Origin of the sequence: Paenibacillus piscarius (genome assembly GCF_022234545.1) — a bacterium.
GTDB classification, from domain to species: Bacteria; Bacillota; Bacilli; order Paenibacillales; family Paenibacillaceae; genus Paenibacillus_AQ; species Paenibacillus_AQ piscarius.
Window position 1 is genome coordinate 86,874 of the sequence record NZ_JAIEUI010000022.1, and the last position, 25,615, is coordinate 112,488.

The 25,615-nt window shown below is 52.9% G+C and carries 22 protein-coding genes and 1 pseudogene; 19 read left to right on the top strand and 4 right to left on the bottom strand.

Going from position 1 to position 25,615, the window contains the following annotated elements:
• Window positions 1-3: 3 nt before the first annotated feature.
• From K1558_RS26635 to K1558_RS26645, 3 genes are read right to left on the bottom strand one after another with little or no spacing between them, the layout of a single operon-like run.
• Complete coding sequence (locus tag K1558_RS26635) at window positions 4-708, bottom strand: LutC/YkgG family protein (RefSeq protein ID WP_238654999.1); 705 nt, start codon at window positions 706-708, stop codon at window positions 4-6.
• The gene (locus tag K1558_RS26640) at window positions 705-2,132 is read right to left on the bottom strand and encodes a LutB/LldF family L-lactate oxidation iron-sulfur protein (protein ID WP_238655000.1); all 1,428 of its coding nucleotides are present in this window, start codon (window positions 2,130-2,132) and stop codon (window positions 705-707) included. Before K1558_RS26640 ends, K1558_RS26635 begins: the two co-directional genes overlap by 4 nt.
• Window positions 2,129-2,878: a (Fe-S)-binding protein gene (locus K1558_RS26645; protein ID WP_238655001.1), complete on the bottom strand. Its 750-nt coding sequence runs from the start codon at window positions 2,876-2,878 to the stop codon at window positions 2,129-2,131. Before K1558_RS26645 ends, K1558_RS26640 begins: the two co-directional genes overlap by 4 nt.
• 174 nt (window positions 2,879-3,052) lie before the next feature.
• Between K1558_RS26645 and aldA the strand changes: the two genes are divergently transcribed.
• From aldA to K1558_RS26715, 14 genes are all read left to right on the top strand, one after another.
• The gene (gene aldA / locus K1558_RS26650; protein WP_338019737.1) at window positions 3,053-4,498 is read left to right on the top strand and encodes an aldehyde dehydrogenase; all 1,446 of its coding nucleotides are present in this window, start codon (window positions 3,053-3,055) and stop codon (window positions 4,496-4,498) included.
• A 504-nt stretch (window positions 4,499-5,002) separates the two neighbouring features.
• Window positions 5,003-5,626, top strand: a complete 624-nt coding sequence (locus tag K1558_RS26655) for a DUF2239 family protein (RefSeq protein ID WP_238655002.1) — start codon at window positions 5,003-5,005, stop codon at window positions 5,624-5,626.
• A gap of 13 nt (window positions 5,627-5,639) precedes the next feature.
• Window positions 5,640-6,530: an alpha/beta fold hydrolase gene (locus K1558_RS26660; RefSeq protein ID WP_238655003.1), complete on the top strand. Its 891-nt coding sequence runs from the start codon at window positions 5,640-5,642 to the stop codon at window positions 6,528-6,530.
• Between the two features lie 89 nt (window positions 6,531-6,619).
• Window positions 6,620-6,994 (top strand): BlaI/MecI/CopY family transcriptional regulator, encoded by a 375-nt coding sequence (locus K1558_RS26665; RefSeq protein WP_238655004.1) that lies wholly within the window; start codon window positions 6,620-6,622, stop codon window positions 6,992-6,994.
• A gap of 9 nt (window positions 6,995-7,003) precedes the next feature.
• Window positions 7,004-8,437 carry a M56 family metallopeptidase gene (locus K1558_RS26670; RefSeq protein WP_238655005.1) on the top strand — a complete coding sequence of 478 codons (1,434 nt, stop codon included), beginning with the start codon at window positions 7,004-7,006 and terminating at the stop codon, window positions 8,435-8,437.
• Window positions 8,438-9,400: 963 nt separating this feature from the next.
• Window positions 9,401-10,087, top strand: a complete 687-nt coding sequence (locus tag K1558_RS26675) for a response regulator transcription factor (RefSeq protein WP_238655006.1) — start codon at window positions 9,401-9,403, stop codon at window positions 10,085-10,087.
• Window positions 10,084-11,202: a HAMP domain-containing sensor histidine kinase gene (locus K1558_RS26680; RefSeq protein WP_238655007.1), complete on the top strand. Its 1,119-nt coding sequence runs from the start codon at window positions 10,084-10,086 to the stop codon at window positions 11,200-11,202. The genes K1558_RS26675 and K1558_RS26680 overlap by 4 nt, the downstream gene beginning before the upstream one ends.
• Before the next feature lie 33 nt (window positions 11,203-11,235).
• Window positions 11,236-13,566, top strand: coding sequence for an ABC transporter permease (locus K1558_RS26685; RefSeq protein WP_238655008.1), 2,331 nt, complete (start codon window positions 11,236-11,238; stop codon window positions 13,564-13,566).
• 3 nt (window positions 13,567-13,569) lie between these two features.
• Window positions 13,570-14,328 carry an ABC transporter ATP-binding protein gene (locus K1558_RS26690; RefSeq protein ID WP_238655009.1) on the top strand — a complete coding sequence of 253 codons (759 nt, stop codon included), beginning with the start codon at window positions 13,570-13,572 and terminating at the stop codon, window positions 14,326-14,328.
• A 200-nt stretch (window positions 14,329-14,528) separates the two neighbouring features.
• A complete protein-coding gene (locus K1558_RS26695) occupies window positions 14,529-15,767 on the top strand; it encodes an FprA family A-type flavoprotein (protein WP_238655010.1) in 1,239 nt (412 codons plus the stop codon).
• A 15-nt stretch (window positions 15,768-15,782) separates the two neighbouring features.
• Entirely contained in the window at window positions 15,783-16,994 is a 1,212-nt protein-coding gene (locus K1558_RS26700; RefSeq protein ID WP_238655011.1) for an NAD(P)/FAD-dependent oxidoreductase, read from the top strand.
• A 26-nt stretch (window positions 16,995-17,020) separates the two neighbouring features.
• Window positions 17,021-17,203 (top strand): rubredoxin, encoded by a 183-nt coding sequence (gene rd / locus K1558_RS26705; RefSeq protein ID WP_238655012.1) that lies wholly within the window; start codon window positions 17,021-17,023, stop codon window positions 17,201-17,203.
• Between the two features lie 40 nt (window positions 17,204-17,243).
• Window positions 17,244-17,954, top strand: a complete 711-nt coding sequence (locus K1558_RS26710; RefSeq protein ID WP_238655013.1) for a Crp/Fnr family transcriptional regulator — start codon at window positions 17,244-17,246, stop codon at window positions 17,952-17,954.
• A 158-nt stretch (window positions 17,955-18,112) separates the two neighbouring features.
• Window positions 18,113-19,207 (top strand): PRK06851 family protein, encoded by a 1,095-nt coding sequence (locus K1558_RS26715; RefSeq protein ID WP_238655014.1) that lies wholly within the window; start codon window positions 18,113-18,115, stop codon window positions 19,205-19,207.
• 77 nt (window positions 19,208-19,284) lie between these two features.
• Here the strand turns inward: K1558_RS26715 and K1558_RS26720 are convergent, their stop codons facing one another.
• Window positions 19,285-20,064, bottom strand: coding sequence for a helix-turn-helix domain-containing protein (locus K1558_RS26720; RefSeq protein ID WP_238655015.1), 780 nt, complete (start codon window positions 20,062-20,064; stop codon window positions 19,285-19,287).
• Window positions 20,065-20,225: 161 nt separating this feature from the next.
• Here K1558_RS26720 and K1558_RS26725 point away from each other — a divergent pair, with 161 nt between their 5' ends.
• From K1558_RS26725 to K1558_RS33240, 5 genes and pseudogenes are all read left to right on the top strand, one after another.
• The gene (locus K1558_RS26725; RefSeq protein WP_238655016.1) at window positions 20,226-20,996 is read left to right on the top strand and encodes an endonuclease/exonuclease/phosphatase family protein; all 771 of its coding nucleotides are present in this window, start codon (window positions 20,226-20,228) and stop codon (window positions 20,994-20,996) included.
• A 31-nt stretch (window positions 20,997-21,027) separates the two neighbouring features.
• Window positions 21,028-22,125: an extracellular solute-binding protein gene (locus tag K1558_RS26730; protein WP_238655026.1), complete on the top strand. Its 1,098-nt coding sequence runs from the start codon at window positions 21,028-21,030 to the stop codon at window positions 22,123-22,125.
• Window positions 22,126-22,135: 10 nt separating this feature from the next.
• Window positions 22,136-23,146 carry an ABC transporter ATP-binding protein gene (locus K1558_RS26735; RefSeq protein ID WP_238655017.1) on the top strand — a complete coding sequence of 337 codons (1,011 nt, stop codon included), beginning with the start codon at window positions 22,136-22,138 and terminating at the stop codon, window positions 23,144-23,146.
• A 48-nt stretch (window positions 23,147-23,194) separates the two neighbouring features.
• A complete protein-coding gene (locus tag K1558_RS26740; protein ID WP_238655027.1) occupies window positions 23,195-24,868 on the top strand; it encodes an ABC transporter permease in 1,674 nt (557 codons plus the stop codon).
• A gap of 42 nt (window positions 24,869-24,910) precedes the next feature.
• A pseudogene (locus tag K1558_RS33240) lies at window positions 24,911-25,599 on the top strand (MgtC/SapB family protein).
• Window positions 25,600-25,615: the final 16 nt, after the last annotated feature.

The following is a 25,615-nucleotide window of genomic DNA, read 5'->3' on the forward strand; positions in this document are numbered from 1 at the left end:
GGGCTATTCGGTTATCAGCACATAAGTGGCCCTTAACGGGCCGTGTACCCCGACCACCAGCTTCATCTCAATATCCGCGGAATTGGAGGGGCCGGAGATGAAATTAATCGATGAGCTCACCGGTTCCCCCGCCTGGATTCTCCGGTTAAGCACCGCGGCGGCATCCGTGGAGCGAAGCACCAGCTTATCGGGTTCAATCACCGCAATATAATGGGCAGGCAGGAAGTGGAGCGACCGGCCCTGATCGGGGCGGCTCTCGACCACAACCGTTCCTGATTCCGCAAGTGCAAAGTCGGCGAAGACAATAGCTGTATTCGCCGCTTCCGCATGCCTGATATTCTCCGCCCGTCCCGCCGCTTCTTCCCATACGGCAGCCCCCGGGAAATCCAGCCCGTATTCCTTGAACCGGGAATCACCGGAGGTCATCACCGCCCCGCTGCCATTGGCCCCAATCAGATCCTCTAACGTTCTCAGCAGCAGCTCCTGTGTCGTCTCAATCACCTGAGTGTGGATGAAGAAGCATTGCTCCTTAAGCATCGCTGCAAGATCGTCCCGGGTCAGCGGCCCGTAGCTGTTGGGAAGCAAGTCCTGTATAGCAGGACGCTGAACCTCTAACTTTCGTGCCCGGCCCAGCTTGGCGGCAATGGTATTCAGAAAAGCCTCCTTATTCGTATTCGTGTTTGAATTCGTGTTTGCAGATGCTGTCATTGCTCTGCCCCTCCTTTGCGGTTCTTCAGCCATGCCCGGAAGCTGTCCTGCGGCTTGACAGGCTGCTTCAGGTCGCGTGAACCAATCCATCCCTGAAGGATAGCCGGGCCTCTTACAATACGCCCGTGCTTGCTCAAGATCCGGCTGGCGGAATGGGCGAGTCTGAGAGTTTTACCGAACAAGGCAGGGGAGGAGAGCAGCTTGGCGGCTGCCTTCATCTGGATCCGGTCCGCCGCGCCGGTTCTCTTCTCTTCCACAATGTTCTGGCGGTGCATCACAAGCTGCTCATGCAGCGGGATTTTTACCGGACATACATCGGTACAAGCTCCGCAGAGACTGGAGGCATACGGCAGCTCCTTATAATCGTCATAACCGCCAAGCAGCGGCGTAATAACCGCCCCAATCGGACCCGGATAAATGGAACCGTAAGCATGGCCGCCGATATGGCGGTAGACCGGACAGACATTCAGGCAGGCCCCGCAGCGGATACACTGTAAGGCCTCGTTGAATTCACTTCCTAGAATATCGGAGCGTCCATTATCGACGACCACCAGATGGAATTCCTCCGGCCCGTCGGTCTCACCCGCCGCTGACGGTCCCATGACCGTGATGTAGCTGGTCAGCTTCTGGCCGACGGCACTGCGGCAGAGCAGATTATCCAGAATCTCCATTTCTTCAAGCGTGGGTACAATCCGCTCCATGCCCATGACCGCGATATGCGTCTTGGGGATCGCAGCGGTGAGGTCGCCGTTCCCTTCATTCGTGACCAGATTGATTGCGCCCAGGTTAGCGATGGCGAAATTACAGCCCGTGATCCCGACCTCCGCATCCAGGAACTTCTGGCGCAGGACGGTACGGGCGAATGCGGCCAGCTTCTCCGGCGTCTCATCGCCGGTATACCCAAGCTTCTCTGCGAAGACGCGCCTGATCTGCTCCCGGTCCTTATGCAGGGCGGGGGCTACGATATGAGAGGGAGGGTCCCAATCATCCATCTGCAGGATGTATTCTCCCAGATCCGTCTCAATCACCTCACAGCCGGCTTCAAGCAGCACATGGTTCAGTTCAATCTCCTCAGTAACCATCGACTTGGACTTGACGATTCGGGTCGCCTGCTTGCGCACAATAACATCCCGGATATAACTGCTGGCCTCTTCCTTGGTAGCGGCAAAATAAATATGCCCACCCTGCCGCTCCACATTATCCGCAAGCTGCTCCAGATAGAAATCCAGGTTAGACAACGTATGCTGACGGATAAGCTGACCGACTGTCCGCCACTTCTCCCAATCGCCCAATGCAGTAGCGGCTGTCAGCCGCCTAGTCTTAAGGCTGTCCTGGGCCGACCCCACAGCACTGCGCATTAAGGAATCCCCAAGGCCCTCTGAGGTGCGTTCGCTGAATTTACGTGTATCCGTTTGCAGACTCATGTTGAGTTTCCCCCTTTATTAACCACAGGCGTATGCTGGTTCAGCACCTCTGCAATATGCATGACCCGTACGGGCTCCCCCTTGCGGGACAAGCGTCCGCCGATGTTCATCAGGCAGCCCATATCTGCACTGATCAGGATATCCGCTCCGGTATCCAGCACACAGCCGCATTTCTCATCGGCCATCTGCTCCGAGATTTCAGGCATCTTCACCGCAAAGGTGCCGCCGAACCCGCAGCAGTTGTCGCTGTTCTTGAGCGGCTCAAGCTTCAGCCCCTTCACCTGCTCCAGCAGCTGGAAGGGCGTTTCCTTCTCGCCCAGCAGTCTCGTCATATGGCAGGAGCGGTGGTAGGTGGCTGTTCCTTCGAGCGTGGCACCGACATCGGTGATCCCCAGCACTTTGACAATGAACTGGGTGAGCTCGTAAGATTTTTCTTTTAGAGCAACCGCTTTCAATTCCCACTCCGGGTCACCGCTGAAGATCTTCGGATATTCATGAAACATAGCGATGCAGGAGCCGGACGGACCTACGACATAATCTGAAGCCTCGAAGGCCAGCATCATGTTCTGCATAGCAAGCTTCGATTCCTGCAGATAGCCGCTGTTGTAAGTAGGCTGGCCGCAGCAGACCTGTGAAGCGGGGTAATCGATCTCGCAGCCGAGCCGCTCCAGGACCTCCACCATGGCAATACCGGCATTCGGAGCCATAAGATCTACCAGACAAGTGGAAAAAATACTGACTTTCACTCCCATCCCTCCCATCAATGACAATCTATTCACAGCTTAACTCAACAAGTCAATGAAAAACAACACAAAAACAAATAAAAAATGTGAAACTTATTGACAATAAATATTGATAGCGTTTACACTATGGGTGAGCAAATGGGATAATGGAATAATCTACCTTGAGGGGGAGAAACAGTGACCAAGCATTTGATGTATATCGATGGACAATTTACGGAATCCGAAGGCAAAGAGTGGATGGAAGTGACCAACCCGGCAACCGATGAGGTCATCTCACAGGTTCCCAAGGCAACCCGGAATGATGTCATACGTGCCATTGATGCAGCGGAGCAGGCCCAAGCGGCGTGGGAGGAGACTCCGGCGGTAGAGCGCGGCAAGTATTTGCATGCGATTGCTGACGGTATCCGGGCAGAGGCGGACAGTCTCGCCAGGCTGATCTCGGAGGAAGTCGGCAAGACCCTGGAATTATCGACCGTAGAGGTTCATTTCACTGCGGATTATTTGGATTATATGGCGGAGTGGGCACGGCGTTATGAGGGAGAGATTGTTCAGAGCGACCGTGATAATGAGAATATTTTTGTATTCAAAAGAGCGATTGGCGTCACCACGGGCATTCTGCCCTGGAATTTCCCGTTCTTCCTAATCGCCAGAAAAATGGCCCCGGCGCTCATCACCGGCAACACGATTGTTGTGAAGCCCAGCGCCGAATCGCCGAACAATGCCGTGGCGTTCACCCGGATCGTAGATCAGGTGGGGCTGCCCAAGGGAGTATTCAACTTAGTCACTGGCAGAGGTGCGGAAGTGGGCAACGAGCTGTCCAGTAACGCCAAGGTCGGAATGGTTAGTCTTACAGGCAGCGTACCGGCAGGGCAGAAGGTCATGGAGGCGGCGGCTGAGAATATCATCAAGGTCAGTCTGGAGCTGGGCGGCAAGGCGCCTGCTATCGTCATGAAGGATGCCGATCTGGAGCTGGCGGTACAGGCGATTGTCGCTTCGCGGGTCATTAATACAGGCCAGGTCTGCAACTGTGCGGAGCGTGTCTATGTCCATGAGGAGATCAAGGAGGAGTTCACCGCGCGGCTGGTTGAAGCGATGAAGGCTGTGAAGTACGGAGATCCGCTCAAGGACACAGACATCCAGATGGGACCGCTCATCAACAAGGCTGCGCAGGATTCGGTTCAGCAGAAGGTGGACCGTGCCGTGCAGGAAGGGGCTAAGATCGCTCTGGGTGGTAAAAGAGTAGAGGGAACCGGCAGCTTCTTCGAGCCGACAGTGATCACAGATGCTACGAATGAGATGGAGATTGTGCAGGATGAAATTTTTGGTCCGGTCATCCCCGTCATTTCGTTCTCAACCCTAGATGAGGCGATTGCCCTCGCCAATGACAGTGAATTCGGCTTAACCTCATCGCTGTACACCCAGAATCTGAACGTCGCTATGAAAGTCATCAAGCGGCTGAAATACGGGGAGACATACATCAACCGCGAGAATTTCGAGGCGATGCAGGGCTTCCATGCAGGCTGGAGAAAATCCGGCATCGGCGGCGCTGACGGCAAGCACGGCTTGAACGAATACCTCCAGACGCACGTCGTCTACTTACAGTACGACAAATCGGTTAACTGAATACGCAGCGATTGTTAGCTGTATTGGTGAAACGGCCCTTGTTTGGGGCCGTTTTTGCTGTTGTTTTTCGGAGGGGCAGGTGCGAGGGGAGATGTAGTCGGAAAAACGATTACATTAGGTAGTGCGGGGCGTTGCGGACGAAATGTAATCGGAAAACCGACTATATTGGGCGTGGCGGTGGTACGTGGACGAAATGTAATCGAAAAACCGACTACATTGGGCGTGGTAGAGGCGTGTGAACCAAATGTAATCGAAAAACCGACTACATTGGGCATGGCGGTGGCACGTGGACGAAATGTAATCGAAAAACCGACTACATTAGGCGTGGCGGAGGTGTGTGAACCAAATGTAATCGAAAAACCGACTATATTAGACAGGCGCGGGGTTAGAGTAGCAGCTGTAGCGGAAATCGAACATATCGAGCGAATTTTTACCCGGGTAATATTGCATTTATTTTTTTACCCGGGTATAATTAACCCGAACAGAAGGGAGGTCACAAATAATATGAGTACGAGTAATGAACAGACGCATTATTATTGCACAGCATTTTTGGGCGTGGAGGCCGTTGCCAGCGGCTCCTTACAGCACGTGGTTACTACAGTGAAGGGGGCGCTGAGTGAAAGTGAACTGGTCCGGGTGCTTATCTTTGACGATTCGACGGGGAAGCCGATAGATGTTGATTATCACGGGACAGCAGATGATGTGTTTTCACGGTTAGCAGCGCCTTCAGGTGAGTCATCCGCTACAGAGGCGAATTCCCAGACCACGCGCCGGGCCGGACGGCCCAAGCTGGGGGTTGTATCTGGTGAGGTGACTTTATTGCCCAGGCAGTGGGAGTGGCTCAAAGCCCAGCCTGGAGGAGCATCCGTAACCTTGCGCAAGCTGGTTGATGAAGCCCGCCGGGCCGGGGAACAGCAGAGCACGATCCGCAAATCACAGGAAGCAGCTTATGTCTTTATGACAGCGATGGCCGGGGATTTCAGCCATTATGAAGAAGCTCTGCGCGCATTGTATGCCGGTAATGCGGAGCGTTTGGATCAATACACTCAGGACTGGGCACCTGATATCCGCAACTATGTGAAGAGATTAGCAGCCGGTGCATTTCCGGAAGATGAGAAGAAGAACTGAAGGAGATTAGACTATGAACATTATACAGACGAACGGCATTGAGCTGGCCTATGACAGCTTCGGCAGCGATAAAGACGAGGCGATCATCTTAATTGCCGGACTCGGCACCCAGATGATCCGCTGGACCGTTCCATTCTGCGAACAACTGGCAGCGCGGGGCTTCCGGGTGATCCGGTTTGACAATCGCGACACAGGCTGCTCCACACATTACAGCCATTACCCGGCTCTGGATTTCAACGCCTTGGCAGCTGCGCTTATGTCGGGTCAACGGCCGGACATGCCTTACACGCTTGATGACATGGCCAGTGACGTGATTGGACTGCTTGATGCGCTGGGAATTGACCGGGCACATGTCGTTGGCCGGTCCATGGGCGGAATGATCGCCCAGCTTGTAGCCAGTAAGTATCCAGAGCGGGTCCTGTCGCTCACGTCCATCATGTCTACTTCCGGGAATCCTAGCCTGCCGCAGGCTTCCCCCGAGGTGATGGGGCTGATGACTGCACCGGGACCGAATCCGTTTGAGGATGAGGCAGGATTTATGGCGCACAGCTTAGCTTTTGCCAAGCGAATTGCCGGAAGCGGCTATCCATTCGATGAAGAAGCTTACCGGGCACTCATTGCGGAGGAGATCCGGCGGGCTTACGACCCAGGCAGTGTGGGGCGGCAGATTGCCGCGATTGCGGTCTCCGGTGACCGCCGTCCGCTGCTGGCAGCCATAGATATCCCTGCCCTTGTCATTCACGGGTTGGACGATCCCCTGTTCGTTCCGGCGTGCGGGGAGGACACCGCTTCTTCTATACCGGATGCTGAGCTTATGCTGGTTGAAGGTATGGGACATGACCTGCCGCAGCAGTTGTATGAGGTGACTATCGATGCCATAGTGCGGACGGCTAAGCGCAGTTGACTAACCACTACATTATGTAGTAGATTATAACTACTACGTAGTGTAGTAATAATGTTATGGACGCATAACAGACATAAGAGGTGTTCACGGTGAACAAGATTCAGAAGCTATCGGATACAGAACTAGAGCTGATGGAAGCCATTTGGGCGAGTACGCCGCCCGTAACTTCAACGGAGCTACTCAACCAGTTCGCACAGAAGGGAAGGGACTGGAAGGCGCAGACGATATCGACCTTCCTGTCGCGGCTGGTAGATAAGGGGTTCCTGACTGCTACACGGCATGGCCGGCTGAACAAATACGTCCCCGGCATCACGCCTGAGCAGTATAAATTGGTCGAGACCCAGCATGTCCTGGATGGGCTGTATCAGGGCTCGGTCAAGAACCTGATCTCCGCCATGTACGACGGCGACAAGCTGTCAGATGAGGATATCGATGAGCTGAAGCAATGGTTCTCTGAGAAGTAGGTGATGATTATGAACATCTTACTGAATCTTCTCATCTCTTTAACCGTCGCCGGAAGTGTAGTAACCATCAGCTTTCATGCATTGGGAAGATTATCGACGGGGCGTTTCCCGGCCCGGTGGCGTTATGGACTCATTAAGCTGGCCTTAGTCTTTTATTTGTTCCCTATAGCTCTTATTCTGCCGTGGCTGTCCCAATACCTCAGCTCGCCGAGTGTAGCCACAAGTGTACAGAATCCCCAGAGTGGGAGTGTAACCGGAAATATAGCGGAATCACTCCAGCCTGCAACCCTAACTTTAACAACAAATACCGCCTATATCCTGCTGGGCATCTGGGCCGCAGGGGCCATCTCTTTCACTGCCTGGCAGTGGTACGTTTACCGCAGATTCACCAGAGAGCTTGAACGTACCCGTACCTTCGTACCGGAGGATAATGATACGGCTATTCTGCTGAGGGGCATTAAGGAGCAGCTTGGTCTGACAAGCAGGGTGCGGTTAATGTACACTTCTGCCGCACGCAGTCCTTTTCTGGCTGGTCTGTGGAGACCGGTGATCTATCTCCCTGTACAGCGTTCTGGCAATCTGGATATGGAGATGGTGCTGCGCCATGAACTGGTTCACCTGAAACGGAAGGATCTGTGGGTGAAGACCCTGCTGCTGGCCATCCGTGCGCTGCATTGGTTCAATCCCCTGGTGCACACGCTTCGGAGCGGGCTTCATACCTGGAGTGAGCTGGCCTGTGACCAGGAGGTCGTGCAGGAGATGTCCCATGCAGAACGCAAACGCTACGGCGGAACCATTCTGCAAGTCATGGCCGGAACTACAAGCTTGCCAGGATCATTCCATGCCTCATTATCCGGTGACGGCAAACAACTTAAAAGGAGATTAACCCATATGCTTAACGTCAAAAAGCTAAACAGACAGACTCTATTTTTATCAATAACCGCAGCTTTGTTAATCGCAGGGATCGGCACTTCTACCGCTGCATTGGCGTCCAAGGTTACGCCGCAAGTGGTCGCAGATACGCAGAATGAGGATTCCCTGATTACTGCGTCCGAAATCGCCGCTTCTAAACCGTCAGAAGAAGGAATAACCAAGCCAGTCGAGGTATCTGGCAACCAGCCTGCCGAGAGCAGCACCATCCCCGCCCAGGAAAATAGAGCAGGGCAACTAGTTGCTGGATCTGCTGAAGCAGCTGATTCTGTAACAGTTCCTGCTGAGCCGGCTCCTGTATCTGGTCAAGCAGAAATCACTGCGCAGCCGCTGCCTGAGCTTATACCAGTTCCTGCGGAGAGTGCTCCTGTAACCGTGCCGAAAGCAAGCGCTGTTCAATCTGACTCTGTGCTTGCGCCTGCACCAGTCCCTGACCAAGCAGGGGCTATTGCAGAAGCGCTTCCCGAGCTAGTACCGGCTCCAGCAGAGAGCGTGCCTGCACCGGCAAAGTAACAATCCCGGCACGTATGCTTGCCGGTATATCATAGCCAGGGGCAGCCTCCGCTTAGGAAGCTGCCCCTGGCTTGTTCATTGTATAGGAAACTATAGTCTTCTGGTGCTGTGGATAAGAGTCTTTGGAAAGATTCGTAGAGTGACATTGAAGCTATATGTAGCTAAGGTAGCCTTAAGCAGGCATACGAACACAATGTATGGCAAAAACAGCATACATTGTGTTCACTCGAAGGTAATTTTATTCACCCGTAGGGTGGTTTCCCCCTTTAAAGATCTGAAGAATTCACGGATGTCCGCCGCCAGAAGCTCCGGATCCTCCATTGCTGTGAAGTGTCCACCTCGCGGCATCTCCGTCCACCGGGTAATGTTCAGATTACGCTCTGCCGCAGATCTCCGAAATATATCATTCAAAAATAATTGAAAATGGCAGAGGGGACATACACTTCTCTGGAGAATGTACTTTACGAGGTGAGGGAATGGACAGGATAGCTAAAATAAGACTAGAAGAGAAGAAATATCATGATGAGTGTTATGATACTTACAATTTATTCGAGCCAGGCACATGGCTCCACAAGCCCGTCAGCGCAGTCATCAACCTTGTAGATCAATAAAAGAATCGAGAATACATAAGAATCCTCGATTTAGGAGCTGGTAACCCTTAGCGTTTGAGATTAACAGTGCAACAATGCTGTACGTGCAAGTGTCCACTAGCTGGAACAGTTTGGGGCTCGTCATTTATAATAAGAGGAGAATATTAAAGTAGCCTGTAGGGGAGAATGGTGTCATTTTTTTGACGCAATTCTCCCCTATGTCATGTAAATGATAACCACTCTCCGCATACCACCTTCCCGTTACTATGATAAATCTTAAGGCAATGTTAAGGTTACCCGTGTTTAACTGAAAGGTAGGGCCAGCATAATCAACTTAAGGCTCTGCAGAGTGAGCGGGAGGAGAGGTGAAATCATGAACCAAACGATTCTGATCGTTGACGATGAGAAGGAGATCCGCGAGCTCTTGCGCCTGTATGTAGAGAAGGATGGATATACCGCGCTCCAGGCCGGCAACGGACGGGAAGCACTGGAGCAGGCTGCAGCAGCACGGATTGATCTGGCGGTTATTGACATCATGATGCCGGAGCTTGACGGTTATCAGCTGATTAAGGGCTTGAGAGAGCACAGTAATCTGCCCATTATCGTCGTCAGTGCCAAGACAGAGAATCATGAGAAAATTCTGGGGCTTGACCTTGGAGCAGACGATTATGTAACTAAGCCATTTGACCCTTTGGAGGTACTGGCGCGAATTAAAGCCCAATTACGCCGCAATAGCAGCGGTACAGCAGACTCCGCAGCGGTGGTACTAAGAGCAGGGGAACTGCGTATGGATGTTACGGTTTGCAGTCTCAGCTGGGGCAGCCTGGCAATTCACCTTACCGCAACAGAATTTAACATCATGAAGCTGTTTATGCAAAGCCCGGGCCGCGTATACACCAAACAGCAGCTGTATGAAGCGGCATGGCAGGAGACGGCTATCGTGGATGACAATACGGTGATGGTGGCCATCAGCAAGCTGCGCGGCAAGCTTCCCGGCGGCAGCGGGGTGTCCATTGGAACCGTGCGGGGATTAGGCTACCGGCTGGAGGTGCAGCGATGAAGAACAAGCGCAGCTTCAGAAGAGTCATTATGCGCAGATTCATAGGCTGCACCTTTGGCATTGCACTGTCGCTTCTGGTCCTGGAGTTATTGTTCGGCCTGTTGACCTGGAGGAACGGGATGAACTTCGCGGAGCTGGCCTCTTCACCGCTGGCTAAGGAAACAGAGTCGCTTCAGATCATGCTGTCCGTAATCTGGATTCTTATAACAGCGGCCGTGTATGCTGTCGGGATTGCCTTGTTCGGCCGCGGGATCAACAGGAAGCTTATGGAGCCTGTAAGGAAGATGGAAGAAGGGTTCAAGGCAGTGACCTTGGGACATATGAACACCAGGCTGGATTTTGAGACGGAAACGGAATTTGCAGACATGCGCGATGCGTTCAACTATATGGCGCAGAGGCTGAAGGAGGCCGAAGAACAGCGGATGAGCATGGAGAATGAGCGGATGCAGCTGTTCTCGCACATTGCCCATGATCTGAGAACCCCTTTGACAACGATATCCGGCTATGCCGGAGCCTTGGCAGGCGGGTTGGTTGAGGAGCCAGACAAACAGCGGGAATATCATCTGGCGATTCAAGCGAAATCGGGGCAGATGAACCAATTGATTGATCAGCTGCTGGCCTACTCCAAGCTGGGTGCGCCTGAATACAAGCTTACGCTTGCAAAGGTTGATCTTGTGGAGCTGCTTCGCGTATCTTGCGCTGCCCTGTTTGGTGAAATCGAAAGCAAGCAGCTGAGCTTAGAGCTGCAATTACCGGACCATCCCGTGTTATACATGGCAGACCCGCTGGAAATAAGCCGGGCTATCGGCAATCTGCTGACCAATGCAATCCGCCATAACCCGTCCGGAAGCCTATTATATGTGGGACTAACCGATGAACCTGGCCTAATCGGGATACATATTGCCGATAGTGGAGCAGCGATCCCGGAGGCCATCGCAGGCAATCTGTTTGAGCCGTTTGTATCCGGCAGTGCTTCAAGAAGTACCAGCAGTGGGACAGGACTCGGACTGGCGATTGTGCACAAGGTGATGGAACAGCATTCCGGCCGGGTTAGTGTATTGGATGCAGCCTCTCCCTACACTAAGAAGTTCGTCCTCAGTTTCCCGAAAGACTAAACCTGTAAAGACACAAATAGACGGAGGAGTGACATGTATCTACAGATTATCAAAAACGATCTGCGCAGAAGCAAGCTGATTACCGTCACGATTACGGCTTTCATCCTTGTTGCCGCCATGCTGGCCTCGCTCGCTGCCTCACTTACCGTGAATCTGTCCGGCGCGATCGATAACATGCTTCTATCGGCGAAGGCGCTCCATTACATGCAGATGCATACAGGCCATGTGGATATGGCCCAGTTGCAGCGTTTCGCCGACAGTAATGACAGTGTTGAGGAATATCAGGTGCAGGAGTTCCTCAATATCGAGGGTGCAGAGATAATGATCGGGAACGATACGCTTGCCGGAAGCATTCAGGACAACGGTCTTTCCGTACAAGGTAAGAAATTCGACTACCTGCTGGACTTAAACGGCAGGGTGATTCATCCGGCAGACGGTGAAATCTATGTCCCTGTCTATTACCGGCAGGAAGGGAACGCAGCACTTGGAGATACAGTGACGATCCACGGTATTTCCTTCCGTGTCGCCGGATTTTTGCGGGATTCAACTATGAATGCGGCGCTGGTCAGCTCGAAGCGGTTCCTTGTGAGCCAGACGGATTTCGAGCGGGTCCGTGAGTTCGGACAATTGGAGCACCTGATCGAATTCCGGCTGCTCGATGGGGTTAACTATCCGAAATTTGAGACAGCGTATCTGGATGCGGGACTCCCGGCTAACGGTCCGCCTGCGATCACGTACAATCAGGTGAAGATGATTAACGGCATTACAGATGGCATTATGATTGCTGTGCTGGTATTGATCGGGATTCTGGCCATCATTGTGGCGTTCTTGTGTATCCGATTTACGCTGCTGGCAACGATTGAAGAGGATTACAAGGAGATAGGCGTATTGAAGGCCATCGGGATGCGGGTATCGCAGATCAAGAAGCTGTACCTTGCGAAATACGGTGCGATCACAGGTGTAGCTTGTGTGCTGGGTTGTCTGGCCTCTCTGCCGCTCCAAATGCCTTTTATGCAAAATATCCGTCTGTACATGGGCGATAGCGGGAGCCAGTTCCCCGGATTGCTCTGCGGGCTTGCGGGGGCGGTGCTCATCTTCGCGGTAGTCATGCTGTATGTGAATAGTGTGCTGCGGCGTTTCCGTAAGATCTCTCCGGCTCAGGCAGTGAGGTTCGGCGCATCGCGGGAATCATCGAAACCGGGCAGAAGCTTCCGGCTGAGTCACAACAGGCTGTTCACCCGGAATATCTTTCTTGGCATCAAGGATGTGCTGTCCCGTAAGAAGCTGTATGTCACTATGACAATGGTGCTGATCATCTCTTCATTCATTATGATTGTACCGTACAATATCAGCAGTACGATCGCTGCCCCCGGCTTCATCACCAATATGGGGATGGGCATCAGCGACTTGAATATCGGAGTGCTGCGGACGCAGGTGGAGGATGTCCCCGGGAAGGCGGCGGAGATTGCAGCCAGGCTGGCGGAAGATAAGAACGTTGAGAAATATGCTATATTCACCAGCAGGATGTTAGAGCGGAGAACGGATGATGGAACGGTGGGGAAGCTGCGGGTGACCTTCGGGGACTATTCCGCTTTTCCCATTACGTACTCCAAAGGCCGTGCGCCGCAAGCGGAAGCGGAAATCGCCCTCTCAGTACTGAATGCGGAAGACCTTGAACAGAACGTTGGGGATGAGCTCGTTGTTATTGCTGACGGTAAGGAGAAATACCTGAAGGTGTGCGGGATTTACTCCGATGTGACGAACGGCGGGCGTACAGCACAGGCAAACTTCACCATGAATAACGGGGAGATTCTAAGCGCGGGGATTGCGGTTACGTTCCGGGACCGTCAGAGTGTTCAGGAGGCCATATCACAGTACCGGGAACAATTCCCTGCCGCCAAAATCACCGGCATCGACGAGACCATCGGGCAGATGCTCGGACCTATGCGCAAGTCTATACAAAAGGCATCTATTGTCGCTACTGTGGCAATTGCTCTGCTCACACTTCTGGTAACAACGCTATTCATGAAGATGTTAGTGGCGAAGGACCGTTATCCCATTGCCATATTGAAATCCATAGGCTTCACTGGAAGGGATATCCGCAGGCAGTATCTGACACGCTCAATTACCGTGCTGGTGCTGGGTGTCATCATAGGCACGCTGTTGGCAAATACGCTGGGCGAGCTTGCGGGTGTGGCGATCGTGTCGTCATTCGGCGCAGCAGCCTTCCATTTCGCGGTAAATCCATGGTTTGTCTATTTCATTTCACCCCTGCTGATTGCAGGCTGTGTCGTTGCCGCTACCAGGTTAGGCATTGCCGGCATTCAGGCCTTACCCATTTCCGGACATATCAAGGAGGATTAGCAGATGAGAAGCATCATTACAGGTACTCATATCGTGAAAACCTACGGCAAGGGTGCGGAGCAAGCCAATGCATTGAATGGAATCGACGTAGAGATAGCAGAAGGTGAATTTGTTGCTGTGATGGGACCCTCAGGCTCAGGTAAAACCACGCTGCTGTTCGCGCTTAGCGGCATGGATGAGATTACAGAGGGCAACGTGAGATTTGGCGATACGGAACTTGCCGGCCTCCGGGAAACTGCGCTTGCCGATCTCCGCCGGACCCGGATGGGCTTTATTTTTCAGCAGCCCACGATGCTCAGGAATCTGAATCTGCTGGACAATATCATGCTTCCCGCCGTACAGGACGGTAAGAGGAATACGGCGGAGCTCGCAAGCAAAGCAAGACAACTGATGATCCAGACAGGTATTGCCGGGCTGGAAGACAGGGATACCACGGAGGTATCGGGCGGCCAGCTCCAGCGGGCCGGAATCTGCCGTGCACTGATGAATACGCCGGAGATTCTGTTTGCCGATGAGCCAACCGGCGCGCTGAACTCGAAGACGGCAGAGGAAATCATGGAGCTGCTGGTAGCCATCAATCAGGCGGGCACCGCTATTATGCTTGTTACTCATGATGCGAGAGTCGCCGCCAGGGCGGACAGGGTTCTTTTTACGGGGGACGGGAAGATCGTTTCCGGGCTGACACTGCCAAGGTTCAGCGGCGGGGATCTGGAAGCTAGAGGAGAGAAGGTACTCGCCGGGATGGCGGCTGCTGGCATTTAATTCAGGCGGCCTGTACATTTTCTCCCCGCCTGTGACCACACGCACCACAACTTCTGTGAAGTAGGCTACATTAAGAATATACCAATTGAAAGCTTTCATAAACTTCCGAAATTTGATTTGAATCCTCCTTTTGCAGCGGCTGGCGTAATAGAATGAGGGTGCTGATAAGGATTATCAATCAAATATTGGAGGTTATACACATGAGTACACAGACCAGACAAATCGCCGAGGGCATCCATTGGGTAGGCAAAATAGACAACCGCGAAGTGCCGTTCCACCGCCTGATTCTCGCCAAGGGCACGACCTATAATTCCTATCTCCTCAAAACCGGCAAGCCGACCGTAATCGATACGGTGGATATGGAATTCGGCCGCGAATATGCCGAGTGTCTTGGCGGAATGATCGACCTCATGGATATCCATTATATCGTTATTAACCATACCGAGCCTGACCACTCCGGCGGACTTGCGGCACTGGCGGCGCAGGCTCTGAATGCTACGATTGTCTGCACCGAGATTGCGGTGCCGGAGCTGCAGGAGATGTATAAGCTGCACAGCCGCAACTTCCTGGTGGTCAAGGACGGAGACACCCTGGACATCGGCGGCAAAACACTGCTGTTCAAAGAAACCCCGTACCTGCACACTGCGGAGACGATGATTACCTATTGCATCGAGGACCAGATCCTGTTCCCGTGCGATATCTTCAGTACCCATGTGGCCGTCAATGAGCTGTTCAGCGATGAAGCAGGCTTCGATATCACGGAAGATTTCAAAGGCTACTATGCTGCGATCATCCATCCGCACAGAAGATATGTCAGAACCCTGCTGGAAGCGGTGAAGGAGCTGAACATCCGCATGATTGCGCCTTCCCACGGATTCCTGATCCGCGAGGACATCGCTAAGTTTATCGGAATCTATGCCACGATGAGCCGCGAGACCACCCAAGGCAAGAAGGCGGCAATTGTCTACACTTCACTCAAGAACAGCACGAAGAAGATGGCGGGTATCATCCAGAATTGCCTGCAGGAGAACAATATTGAGACTGAGGTCTGGAATGCAGATAAAAGCAGCCTGGAGGACATTCTGCACAGCATTGAATCGGCAGACGCTGTCTTCATCGGCAGCTCCACGAAGTATGCGGATATGATCGGCAAGCTGGAGGATGTGCTGAAAGGCATGCAGGGCATGAATCTGGAGGGCAAGCTGGCGACCGCCTTCGGCTCCTACGGCTGGAGCGGGGAAGCGATCGAAGTCATTCAGGATTATCTGAATGCAACCAATATGACTGTGCAGAGCACCTCAGAGGTCATCAAATCGACAGGCATGACCCATGTGGAATTCCCGGTACGGGTGAGATTCTCTCCCAGAGAGCCAGAGAAGGTCCAGAAGATTAAGAATGCCACGGAATTTGTCTCGGATCTGCTGCTCAGTTCAATCTAGGAGGAGGAAGCTCATATGACGAAGCATTACGTAATTGTCGGCGGCGGGGTATCCGCTGTTCATGCTGCCAAAGCCATCCGTGACCAGGACGCAGAAGCGGATATAACGATCTTCGGGGAAGAGAGCGGGCTGCCGTACAACCGGATCAAGCTGACCAAGGGCCTGTTCACCGATCTGCATAGCGAGAAGGTGCTGATCAAGAAGGAGAAGTGGTATTGCGACAACCGTATCACCGTGCAGTCGTCCACCCGCATTGTGTCTATCCACCCGCAGCATCAGACGGTAGAGACAGAGAGCGGCCAGTGTGTGGAATACCATAAGCTGCTGCTCTGCATGGGGGCGAAGAACCGCGCATTACCTGTGGAAGGCGCCCGGCTGGCCAATGTGCATACCCTCCGGGAGCTGGCCGACGCTGACCGGCTGAAGGACAGCCTTCAGGAAGGGAGCCGCATTGCCGTCATCGGCGGTGGCGTGCAGGGGCTGGAGACCGCCTGGGCGCTTCAAGAAGCGGGCTATCACGTTACCGTAATTGAAGCTGCTCCTTCCTTGATGGGCAGACAGCTCGACCCTCATTCGTCCAAGCAGCTGCAGGAGACCTTGAAGCAAGCCGGGGTGAAGGTGATGACGCAGGCAGGTGTGGTGTCCATAGAGGGGACAGAGGTTGTCACCGGAGTTACGCTGAATAACGGTGTAAGCTTCCCCTGTGACCATGTGGTCTATTCCATCGGTATCGTGCCCAACACGGCACTTGTCCAAGATACTCCGCTTGAAGTCCGCAATGGTATTGTGGTGAATGAATACCTGCAGACCAGCGACCCGAACATCTATGCAGCCGGTGATGTCGCTGAGATGAACGGGCATGTGGAAGGCCTATGGGGCGGAGCGATGGAGCAGGGCAAGATTGCAGGCTGCAATATGGCGGAGGAGCGGACCGTGTACCGCAAGGCGGTTCCGGTGACGCTGTTCAATGCCTTCGGCATTTCCTTATTCTCCATTGGCAACGTAGATGAACGGTACTGTGATGAGACCGTATGCGGGGAAGAGAATGGAGCGTATACGCGGATTTTTGTGAAGGATCAGGTCATTATTGGGGCATTGTCATGGCAGGGGGCTGCGGCTTCGCTGGCTTACAAGGCAGCAATTGAGCAAGGAGCCCGGTTAAGCGGAAGTGCTGACGGCAAGAGTATTGAAGAGATTATGACTGAGACACAGGCCGTATTAATTTAGTTAACTTATAATAGGAGCTGATTACGATGAAAAAATATATCTGTACCCCTTGCGGTTACATCTACAACCCGGCGGTAGGCGATCCAGATGAGGATGTAGCAGCCGGAACGGCGTTCGAGGATCTGCCCGAGGACTGGGTCTGCCCGGTCTGCGGCGAGGACACCAGCCATTTCGTCCCTATAGAAGAAAAGAACTCAATTGCTCACTAGAGTCACACGGCTCCACATTTCAGATTACAGGGGGAACGGTATGAAAGAGCACTCCTGCCAGCACGCCGCAGAACCTTGTACACGCAAGGTACCGATTTTTGCCGCGCTGACCGATGAGGATCTTACCCGGATCAGCGCGATGATCAAGCACCGCAAGTTCACCAAGGGGCAGTCTCTAATTATCGAGGGGGCGCCGTCGGACACGCTGTACATTATTCAACAGGGACACGTGAAGCTGTCCAAAATGACCCCGGAAGGCAAGGAGCAGATCCTGCACATTCTGACGAACGGGGATTTCTTCGGGGAACTCAGCATCTTCAACAGCGATGAGCTTAGCAACTTCAGTGCGTATGCACTGAAAGACACGAATATCTGCATGCTGACCCGCAGCGATATGGAGCAGTTAATGACCGAGAACCCTGACATCTCCCTGCGCTTGCTCAAAAGTGTCACCAAACGTCTCGCCCACACGGAGAATCTGGCCCAGAGTCTGGCGACCAAGGACCCGGAAATCCGGATCGCGTATATGATCATGGAGCTGAGCGACAAATACGGCAAGCCGCGCGGCGGACGCGTTCACATTGACCTGCCGCTGTCCCGCGAAGAGCTGGCCAGCTATGTCGGGGTAACCCGGGAGACGATCAGCCGGAAATTCTCCAGATTCGAGGACTCCGGCCTGATCAAGCTGATCGGCAACAAGCAGATGGTGGTTATGGATCCGGCCGGCGTGGAGAAATATATGGGCTTTTAGATGATTTACAATAGCGGTATTCCTGTCATTATATGACGGGGATGCCGTTTTTACGTGGATCGGTCATTAATCCCCCCGCTCCTGACACCTTACAAATACCTGACGCATATTGTATGGTTATAAGCCCAACAGGCGGCAAAGGGAAAGGAAGTGGAAGGATGGCAGCGCGGATATTAAGATATTTTGCAGGCGGGAATACGGCTCTTGGCTTCTACAATTTGTTTGAATCGAATCTTCAGGGACTGCGGCGGATCTTCATTTTGAAAGGCGGTCCCGGCACCGGCAAATCCTCCTTGATGAAAGCAATCGGCGCGGAGTGGGCGGAGCGGGGATACGATATTGAGCTGATTCATTGTTCCTCCGATAAGGATTCCATTGACGGAGTCATTATTCCGGCGCTGGGCGCGGGCATTGTGGACGGGACTGCGCCTCATGTAATTGAGCCTAAGGCCCCCGGTGCAGTTGAGGAATATGTAAACCTGGGCGAAGCGTGGGACTCGGCGGCACTGATCAGCCAACGGAAGATCATTGAGGAGATGAACCGGAAGGTTGCGGGGGCCTATGCTGAAGCGTACAGCGGATTTGCGGAAGCTCTGAACATACATGACGAATGGGAAAAGCTCTACTTCGGGCATATGGACTTCGGCAAGGCGGATCAATTAACAGCCGGGATGCTGGAAAAGCTGTTTGGTGACACACAGCAGCTTCAGAAGAGTGCTGACGTGAAGCACCGGTTTCTCGGCGCAGCAACACCTTCGGGGGCGGTGGATTTTGTGCCTAATCTGACCGAAGGGCTGTCCAGACGATTCTTCCTCAAGGGCCGGGCCGGAACAGGCAAATCCACCCTGCTCAAGAAAATAGCCGCCGAGGCGGAGCAGAGAGGCTTCGATACGGAAATCTATCATTGCGGATTTGATCCACATAGTCTGGATATGGTCATTGTGCGTGAGCTTGATTTTGCAATCTTTGACAGCACCAGCCCGCATGAATATTACCCGGAGCGGGAGGGGGACGTAATCATCGATACGTATGAAGCAATTGTTGCCCCGGGAACGGATGAGCGTCTTGCCGGACCGCTGGAGGAAGTAAGCGCACAATATAAGGCCACCATGAAAGAGGCGATAGCCGCGCTGGCAGAGGCCAAGGTGCACCGGGATGACCTGGAGAAAATTTATGTTACGGCGATGGATTTCAGCGTGGTAGATGCGGCCAGGAAGCGGATTTCTGCCGAATTGGCAAGTATGCAGGATTAGGATTTACTGCGAACCGAATCAGACTTGGGGCTTACCGGCGGAGAGAGTTGTCATCCGCTGAGTAAGCCCCTTTCATTTTAAAAAGTGTGATGCTCCTCCTGCTCCGAATACCGGTTGCGGTACTGCAGCGGCGTCATGGACATATGTTTCTTGAACTGGCGGGTATAGTAGCTCTGATTGCAGAACCCGAGCAGTACAGAGATGTCCAGAATACGCAGGTCACTATGAATCAGAAAATAAGTAGAGTCCTCTATACGGTTCCTCGTGATGTATTCGGAAATGGACAGGCCAACCTCCTGCTTAAACAAGCCGGACAAGTAATAAGGATGTACATTTACCTTGGCAGCCAGCTGTTCCAGCGTCAGCTCTGCGAACATCTCCTCATGAATATAAGAAATCGTCTTGTTCACAATAGAGTTATAGGCCGGCTTCTTCTCCTTGCGCAGCGTCCAGAAGAAGGAATGGAGCATTTCATATTCCAGCGTCTTTAAGGCTTCCACTTCGCCTGTTTCCTCAATCTGCCGGATAAAAATATCGCTTAAATTATAGGCATTCTCCGGATGGACGCCTCCGTTAATAATGGCGCGCGTGAACAGGGTGCAGGTGCAGATCAGCGAGTTCTTCAGGGAACGGACATGGCTGCGGGCCAGGGTGGCGCGTTCCTGCCGGTTGATCGCATCCAGCGCCTGGGCCGCCTCATCGAACAGCCCTTTGGACAGGGCCTGGAGCATTTTTTGCTCCGAATTGTAGGAAGGATGCACATAGAACTGCTGCCTGTTTTTGACACGCTCTTCTATAAACTGTCTAATGATTTTTTTGGGAACGGTATTGACGGTAGGTTTAGCAGGATTTGCCATAGGTTCACCTTTAATTTTTAATAAAAATCTTTATATTTTAACAGCATTATAAGGCATAACCTTATAGACTTCAATATGTAACACAGAGAGTAAATTAAAAGCGTTTACAAACCAGATGTGAAAAACTGCAAATTACTCTTACTGGGGGGAAGAGAACAACGATGACGACTTATGAAATGGCTTCCTTTAATATCCGCCTCGACACTACGGCAGATGGAGAGAACCGTTGGGAGCTCCGTAAGCAGCACCTGCTGGACATGCTCCGGCATTACCGCTGGGACGTCTTCGGACTGCAGGAGGCACGGGGCAACCAGCTGAGGGACCTGGCCGCTCTTGAGGATTATGCGGTGGAAGGCATCAGCCGTGGTCATGATCCTGAAGATGAGCACAGTCCGGTCTTTTATAACCAATCGGTATTCACCAGAGAAGACGGAGGCACCTTCTGGCTGTCGGAGACACCGCAGACTCCTTCCAAGTCCTGGGGCTCGGATTGCAACCGGATCTGTACCTGGGTAAGGCTGAAGGACACCAGAAACGGGAAACGGATACATTTTATGAATACCCACCTGGACCATATCAGCGAAGAAGCCAGATACCGCGGTGCTCTGATGATTCTGGACTGGATTCGTACGCACGGCGGGGAGCTGCCGGTTGTACTGACAGGGGATTTTAATGCTTTGCCGGATGAGAGATGCTACCGGGAGATTACAGCGCAGCTGAGGGATACCCGCAGAGCGGCCGATGCCCATTATGGCCCATGGGGGACATTCACCGGTTTCCGCTACGATATTCCATGGGACGAGCTTACGGAAATCGATTATATTTTTACGGACAAGCAGGCGAAAGTACTGAAGACCCGGACGGTAACCGACAGCTTTGACCGGAGATACCCTTCGGATCATTATCCTGTTACTGCCACTCTGGAAATCTAACCTATCCAATAAGGAGCGAAACTCAACGATGATGATGAAAAAAATGATGCTCTCCGCTTTGACTTTATCCATGGCACTTGTTGTATCCGCATGTGGCAGTAACTCGGGCGCAGGCGGCAATACGGACGCAGGAAGCGCAAACAGCAACGCTGCTAACTCAGGAAACGATAAAAATGAGAAGCTGATTGTGTATACCAACGCCAACTCCGACGGGCGCGGGGACTGGCTGACCGCGAAAGCGAAGGAAGCGGGCTTCGATATTGAGATTGTGGGAGCAGGCGGAGCCGATCTGACCAACCGTCTGATTGCCGAGAAGAACAATCCGGTAGCCGACGTTATTTACGGGCTGAACAACATGCTGTACGAGAGACTGAAGAGTGAGAAGGTGCTTACGCAGTACACCCCCTCCTGGGCTGCAGATGTGGAGGAAGGTCTGAACGACAAGGACGGATACTACCACGGGCTGATCAAGCAGGCGATTCTGCTGGGATATAATCCGGAGATCATCACCCCTGACAAGGCACCTAAGGATTGGACGGATCTCTGGCAGAACAAGGAGTTCCACGGCAAGTATGAGGCTCCGACTGTCCTCGGACAAATTACGCCTCAGCTGGTAGTGGCCGGTATTCTTACGCGCTACACCGATGAGAGCGGAGAGATGGGCATCTCCCAGCAGGGATGGGATGAGATCACCCAGATGTTCGATAACGGCGTTCCGGCCGTTGAAGGGGAAGACCCGTATGCCAACCTGGCCAGCGGCAAAACTCCGCTCATCACGGTAGTATCCGGTACGCTCAAGAATAAGACGGAGCAATACGGGGTGAAGGCAGGAACGGTTGCACCTGAGGTTGGCGTTCCGATGATTGTAGAGCATGCCGCGATTAATAATGGAACGAAGAAGCTGGAGACGGCGAAGCGTTTTGTAGACTGGATGGGTACGCCTGAGGTTCAGGGTGAATTCGCTGCACAGTTCAGTGCAATGCCGGCCAATACCAAAGCGGTTGATAAGGCACCTGAGGAAGTTCAGAATCTGTATGCGGACCTAAAAGCCCAGCAGCTGGATTGGGGCTTCATCTCCGGCCATATTGAGCAATGGGTAGAGAAAATCGAGCTTGAGATCAAGAAGTAAGGGGACAGATATGATCACATTCAAGGATATCCAGATTAAATTCGGCGATTTCCATGCCATCAAGAATCTGAACCTGAACATTCAGGAGGGTGAATTCTTCACCTTCCTGGGCCCTTCGGGCTGCGGCAAGACCACCATTCTGCGCAGTCTGGTCGGCTTCATCCAGCCTACAGAGGGACAGATTCTGGTGAACGGCAAGGATGTAACGAATGTCTCGATCGAGAAGCGGGGAATCGGCATGGTGTTTCAGAGCTATGCCCTGTTCCCGACGCTGAACGTGTATGAGAATATCGAGTTTGGCCTGAAGGTTAAAAAGATACCCAAGGACGAAATCGACCGGCAGGTCAAAGAGATCGCCGCCAAGGTCGATCTGAGCGATGAACAGCTGGCCAAGAAGGTGTCCGAGCTGTCCGGCGGACAGCAGCAGCGTGTAGCAATCGCCAGAGCGCTTGTGCTCAAGCCAAGCATCCTTGCCCTGGATGAGCCGCTGTCCAATCTGGACGCCAAGCTGCGGGTCCAGCTCCGCAATGAGCTGAAGGAGCTGCAGAAGAAATTCGGCATTACCACGATTTATGTGACGCATGACCAGGAAGAAGCGCTGACGCTGTCCGACCGCATTGCCGTTTTCCATAAAGGCACTGTCGAGCAGGTCGGTACACCGCGTGAAATATACAATCAATCCGCAACCGAATTCGTATGCAATTTCATCGGGGATATCAATTGGATCGACCCGTCCATCATCGCGGGCAGCGATTTGAAGAGCAAGCTCGATCCGGGCAAGAAATCGTATATCCGCAATGAGAAGGTAAACCTCTCTCCCGAGGCTCAAAGACCGGGCACCGTGCAGCTTAAGGGCCGGATCATCGATCAGGAATTCTATGGCCTCTACACGAAGCATACGATCGAAATGGCCGGAGGCGGACTGTTAAAGACGGTGGAAACCGAAAGCGGTGCAGTGCAACCCGGGGTGGGGGAAGAAATCGATGTGTATATCAACCCTGCAGATATTCTTCAGTACTAGAGGAGTGACATTCGATTGCTAGCGCAGATATTTAAAGGCCGGCTGCCCATGAAGCCGACAGCCCTGATTATGTACGGGCTGATCGCCTGGTTCGTCATCGCCTTTCTGATCTACCCCAACCTGAATATTTATTATGAAATTTTCTTTGCTGACGGCAAATTCTCGTTTGAAGCGATTGAGAAGCTGATGCGGTCGGAACGGGCGATGAAAAGCTTGTACAACAGCTTCCTGCTGGCCTGTTCCCTGGTCGTTACGGTGAATGTAGTGGGTATCTTCCTGGTTCTCGTCGTAGATTACTTTGACATCAAGGGTGCGAAGCTGCTGAGACTCGGCTACTTCACGACGCTGATCTACAGCGGGGTCGTTCTGGTCTCCGGCTACAAGCTGATCTACGGAGAGACCGGCTTCATGACCAGGCTGTTATCGGGAATCTTTCCGGGCTTTGATACGACATGGTTCCACGGATATTGGGCGGTCCTGTTCGTTATGACGTTTGCCTGTACCTCCAATCATGTGCTGTTTCTGAGCAATGCCATCCGCAAGGTGGATTATCAGACGGTTGAAGCTGCAAGGAATATGGGCGCATCCACCTTCTATATTTTATGGCGCGTGGTGTTCCCTGTGCTGAAGCCGACCATTTTTGCGCTCACGATTCTTGTGTTCCTGACCGGGCTTGCCGCGACATCGGCTCCGCTGATTCTGGGCGGTACGGATTTTCAGACGATTACACCGATGATTTTAACCTTTTCCAAAAGCGTAACTTCGCGGAATCTGGCTGCCCTGCTGGCGCTTATTCTGGGGATTGCGACCCTGATTCTGCTGACCATCATGATTCGCTTTGAGCGGAAAGGCAATTTCATGTCGGTCTCCAAGGTCAAGTCGGAGCTGGTCAAGCAAAAAATTAATCATAAAGCGGGCAATATCATCACCCATCTTATCGCTTACTTTGTCTTTTTAATTTATGCGATTCCGGTTGTGCTGATCGTGCTGTTCTCCTTCACCAATGCCCAGGCGATTTATTCGGGAACGTTGTCCTTCAGCAGCTTCAGTCTGGATAATTATATCCGGGTATTCTCCAGCTTGTCGGCGTTCAAGCCTTATCTGGTCAGCATCTGCTACGCGGCTGCGGCCTCGGTTACCGTGGTGGCGATTGCCCTGATGGCTTCGCGGATTCTGCATAAATACAAAAACGGCTGGTCCGCCGCCCTGGAGTATGCGCTGTTGATCCCGTGGATTCTGCCTTCAACGCTGATTGCGATCGGGCTGATTGTGACCTTTGGCGTACCCCGGTGGATTGTCGGCAATTCCGTGCTCGTCGGGACGATCTGGATGCTGTTCCTGGCGTATGTGATTGTCCATATTCCGTTTACCCTGCGGATGGTCAAAGCCTCCTTCTTCAGCATAGACAGCAGTCTGGAGGATGCGGCCCGCAATCTTGGCGCGAAGCCGTTCTATACCTTCCGCAGAGTGCTGCTGCCGATCGTCCTTCCGTCAACGCTGGCCGTGCTGGCCCTGAATTTTAACGGAATCCTGGCTGACTATGATGTCACTGTATTTCTGTACCATCCGCTGTTCGAGCCGCTTGGCATCGTAGTCAAGAACAGCACGGACCCGCAGGCGTTGGGCGACGCGAAGGCGTTGACGCTTGTGTACACGGTGATCCTCATGATCATGTCCACCCTGACGCTCTACTTTGTATATGGAAGAAGGAGCAGAAGCTGACGGCTTATCCGGACGCAGGCTCTGCTTGAAAGGAACGGTCCCATGGAATGGTTGAACAATGAACTCTATATGAAGCTTGGTCTGGCCGCACTGCTCGGGTTTGTGATCGGATTGGAACGGGAGATCAGGCGCAAGCCGCTCGGTCTCAAGACCAGTTCGGTCATCGCGATTATCAGTTGCCTGCTGACCATCGTCTCCATGGAAACCGCATATCATTCCGGTAAAAGCACGCATGGTATTGTGATCCAGATGGACCCGCTGCGGCTGGCTGCACAGATCGTCTCCGGCATCGGCTTCCTTGGAGCCGGCGTTATTCTGAGACGGGGCAATGACCACATCTCCGGTCTGACGACAGCGGCCATGATCTGGGGGCTGCCGGCATCGGCATTGCCGTCGGTGCCGGCTTCTACAAAGAAGCTATCGCGGTAGTCGGGCTGCTGATCGTCAGCGTTGAGCTTATTCCTTTCCTGCTCGGCAAGCCGATGAAGCAACTGGGGAGTGAGCATCTCATTCTGATCACCATCGACAATCCGGCCGGACTGAAGCAGATTATCGACAATATCAAGGGCAATAAGATCCGCATTCTGCATTCAAGAATCAAAGACATCAAGAAGGATGCGGTCCATTTGCTGGAGCTTCGCACTAAAGTAAGCTCCAGCCAGTCGATTACTGACTTGTACCATAGAATCTCTGATATGGATGGAGTCGTATCGATCGAAATTTCAAACTAGGAAGGAACCCGTTACT

What these genes read in the sequence shown, in the direction of transcription:
- K1558_RS26635 (WP_238654999.1), bottom strand. Translation starts at nt 708, where the DNA reads ATGACAGCATCTGCAAACACGAATTCAAACACGAATACGAATAAGGAG.
- K1558_RS26640 (WP_238655000.1), bottom strand. Translation starts at nt 2,132, where the DNA reads ATGAGTCTGCAAACGGATACACGTAAATTCAGCGAACGCACCTCAGAG.
- K1558_RS26655 (WP_238655002.1), top strand. Translation starts at nt 5,003, where the DNA reads ATGAGTACGAGTAATGAACAGACGCATTATTATTGCACAGCATTTTTG.
- K1558_RS26660 (WP_238655003.1), top strand. Translation starts at nt 5,640, where the DNA reads ATGAACATTATACAGACGAACGGCATTGAGCTGGCCTATGACAGCTTC.
- K1558_RS26670 (WP_238655005.1), top strand. Translation starts at nt 7,004, where the DNA reads ATGAACATCTTACTGAATCTTCTCATCTCTTTAACCGTCGCCGGAAGT.
- K1558_RS26675 (WP_238655006.1), top strand. Translation starts at nt 9,401, where the DNA reads ATGAACCAAACGATTCTGATCGTTGACGATGAGAAGGAGATCCGCGAG.
- K1558_RS26680 (WP_238655007.1), top strand. Translation starts at nt 10,084, where the DNA reads ATGAAGAACAAGCGCAGCTTCAGAAGAGTCATTATGCGCAGATTCATA.
- K1558_RS26685 (WP_238655008.1), top strand. Translation starts at nt 11,236, where the DNA reads ATGTATCTACAGATTATCAAAAACGATCTGCGCAGAAGCAAGCTGATT.
- K1558_RS26690 (WP_238655009.1), top strand. Translation starts at nt 13,570, where the DNA reads ATGAGAAGCATCATTACAGGTACTCATATCGTGAAAACCTACGGCAAG.
- K1558_RS26695 (WP_238655010.1), top strand. Translation starts at nt 14,529, where the DNA reads ATGAGTACACAGACCAGACAAATCGCCGAGGGCATCCATTGGGTAGGC.
- K1558_RS26700 (WP_238655011.1), top strand. Translation starts at nt 15,783, where the DNA reads ATGACGAAGCATTACGTAATTGTCGGCGGCGGGGTATCCGCTGTTCAT.
- rd (WP_238655012.1), top strand. Translation starts at nt 17,021, where the DNA reads ATGAAAAAATATATCTGTACCCCTTGCGGTTACATCTACAACCCGGCG.
- K1558_RS26710 (WP_238655013.1), top strand. Translation starts at nt 17,244, where the DNA reads ATGAAAGAGCACTCCTGCCAGCACGCCGCAGAACCTTGTACACGCAAG.
- K1558_RS26715 (WP_238655014.1), top strand. Translation starts at nt 18,113, where the DNA reads ATGGCAGCGCGGATATTAAGATATTTTGCAGGCGGGAATACGGCTCTT.
- K1558_RS26720 (WP_238655015.1), bottom strand. Translation starts at nt 20,064, where the DNA reads ATGGCAAATCCTGCTAAACCTACCGTCAATACCGTTCCCAAAAAAATC.
- K1558_RS26725 (WP_238655016.1), top strand. Translation starts at nt 20,226, where the DNA reads ATGACGACTTATGAAATGGCTTCCTTTAATATCCGCCTCGACACTACG.
- K1558_RS26730 (WP_238655026.1), top strand. Translation starts at nt 21,028, where the DNA reads ATGATGAAAAAAATGATGCTCTCCGCTTTGACTTTATCCATGGCACTT.
- K1558_RS26735 (WP_238655017.1), top strand. Translation starts at nt 22,136, where the DNA reads ATGATCACATTCAAGGATATCCAGATTAAATTCGGCGATTTCCATGCC.
- K1558_RS26740 (WP_238655027.1), top strand. Translation starts at nt 23,195, where the DNA reads ATGAAGCCGACAGCCCTGATTATGTACGGGCTGATCGCCTGGTTCGTC.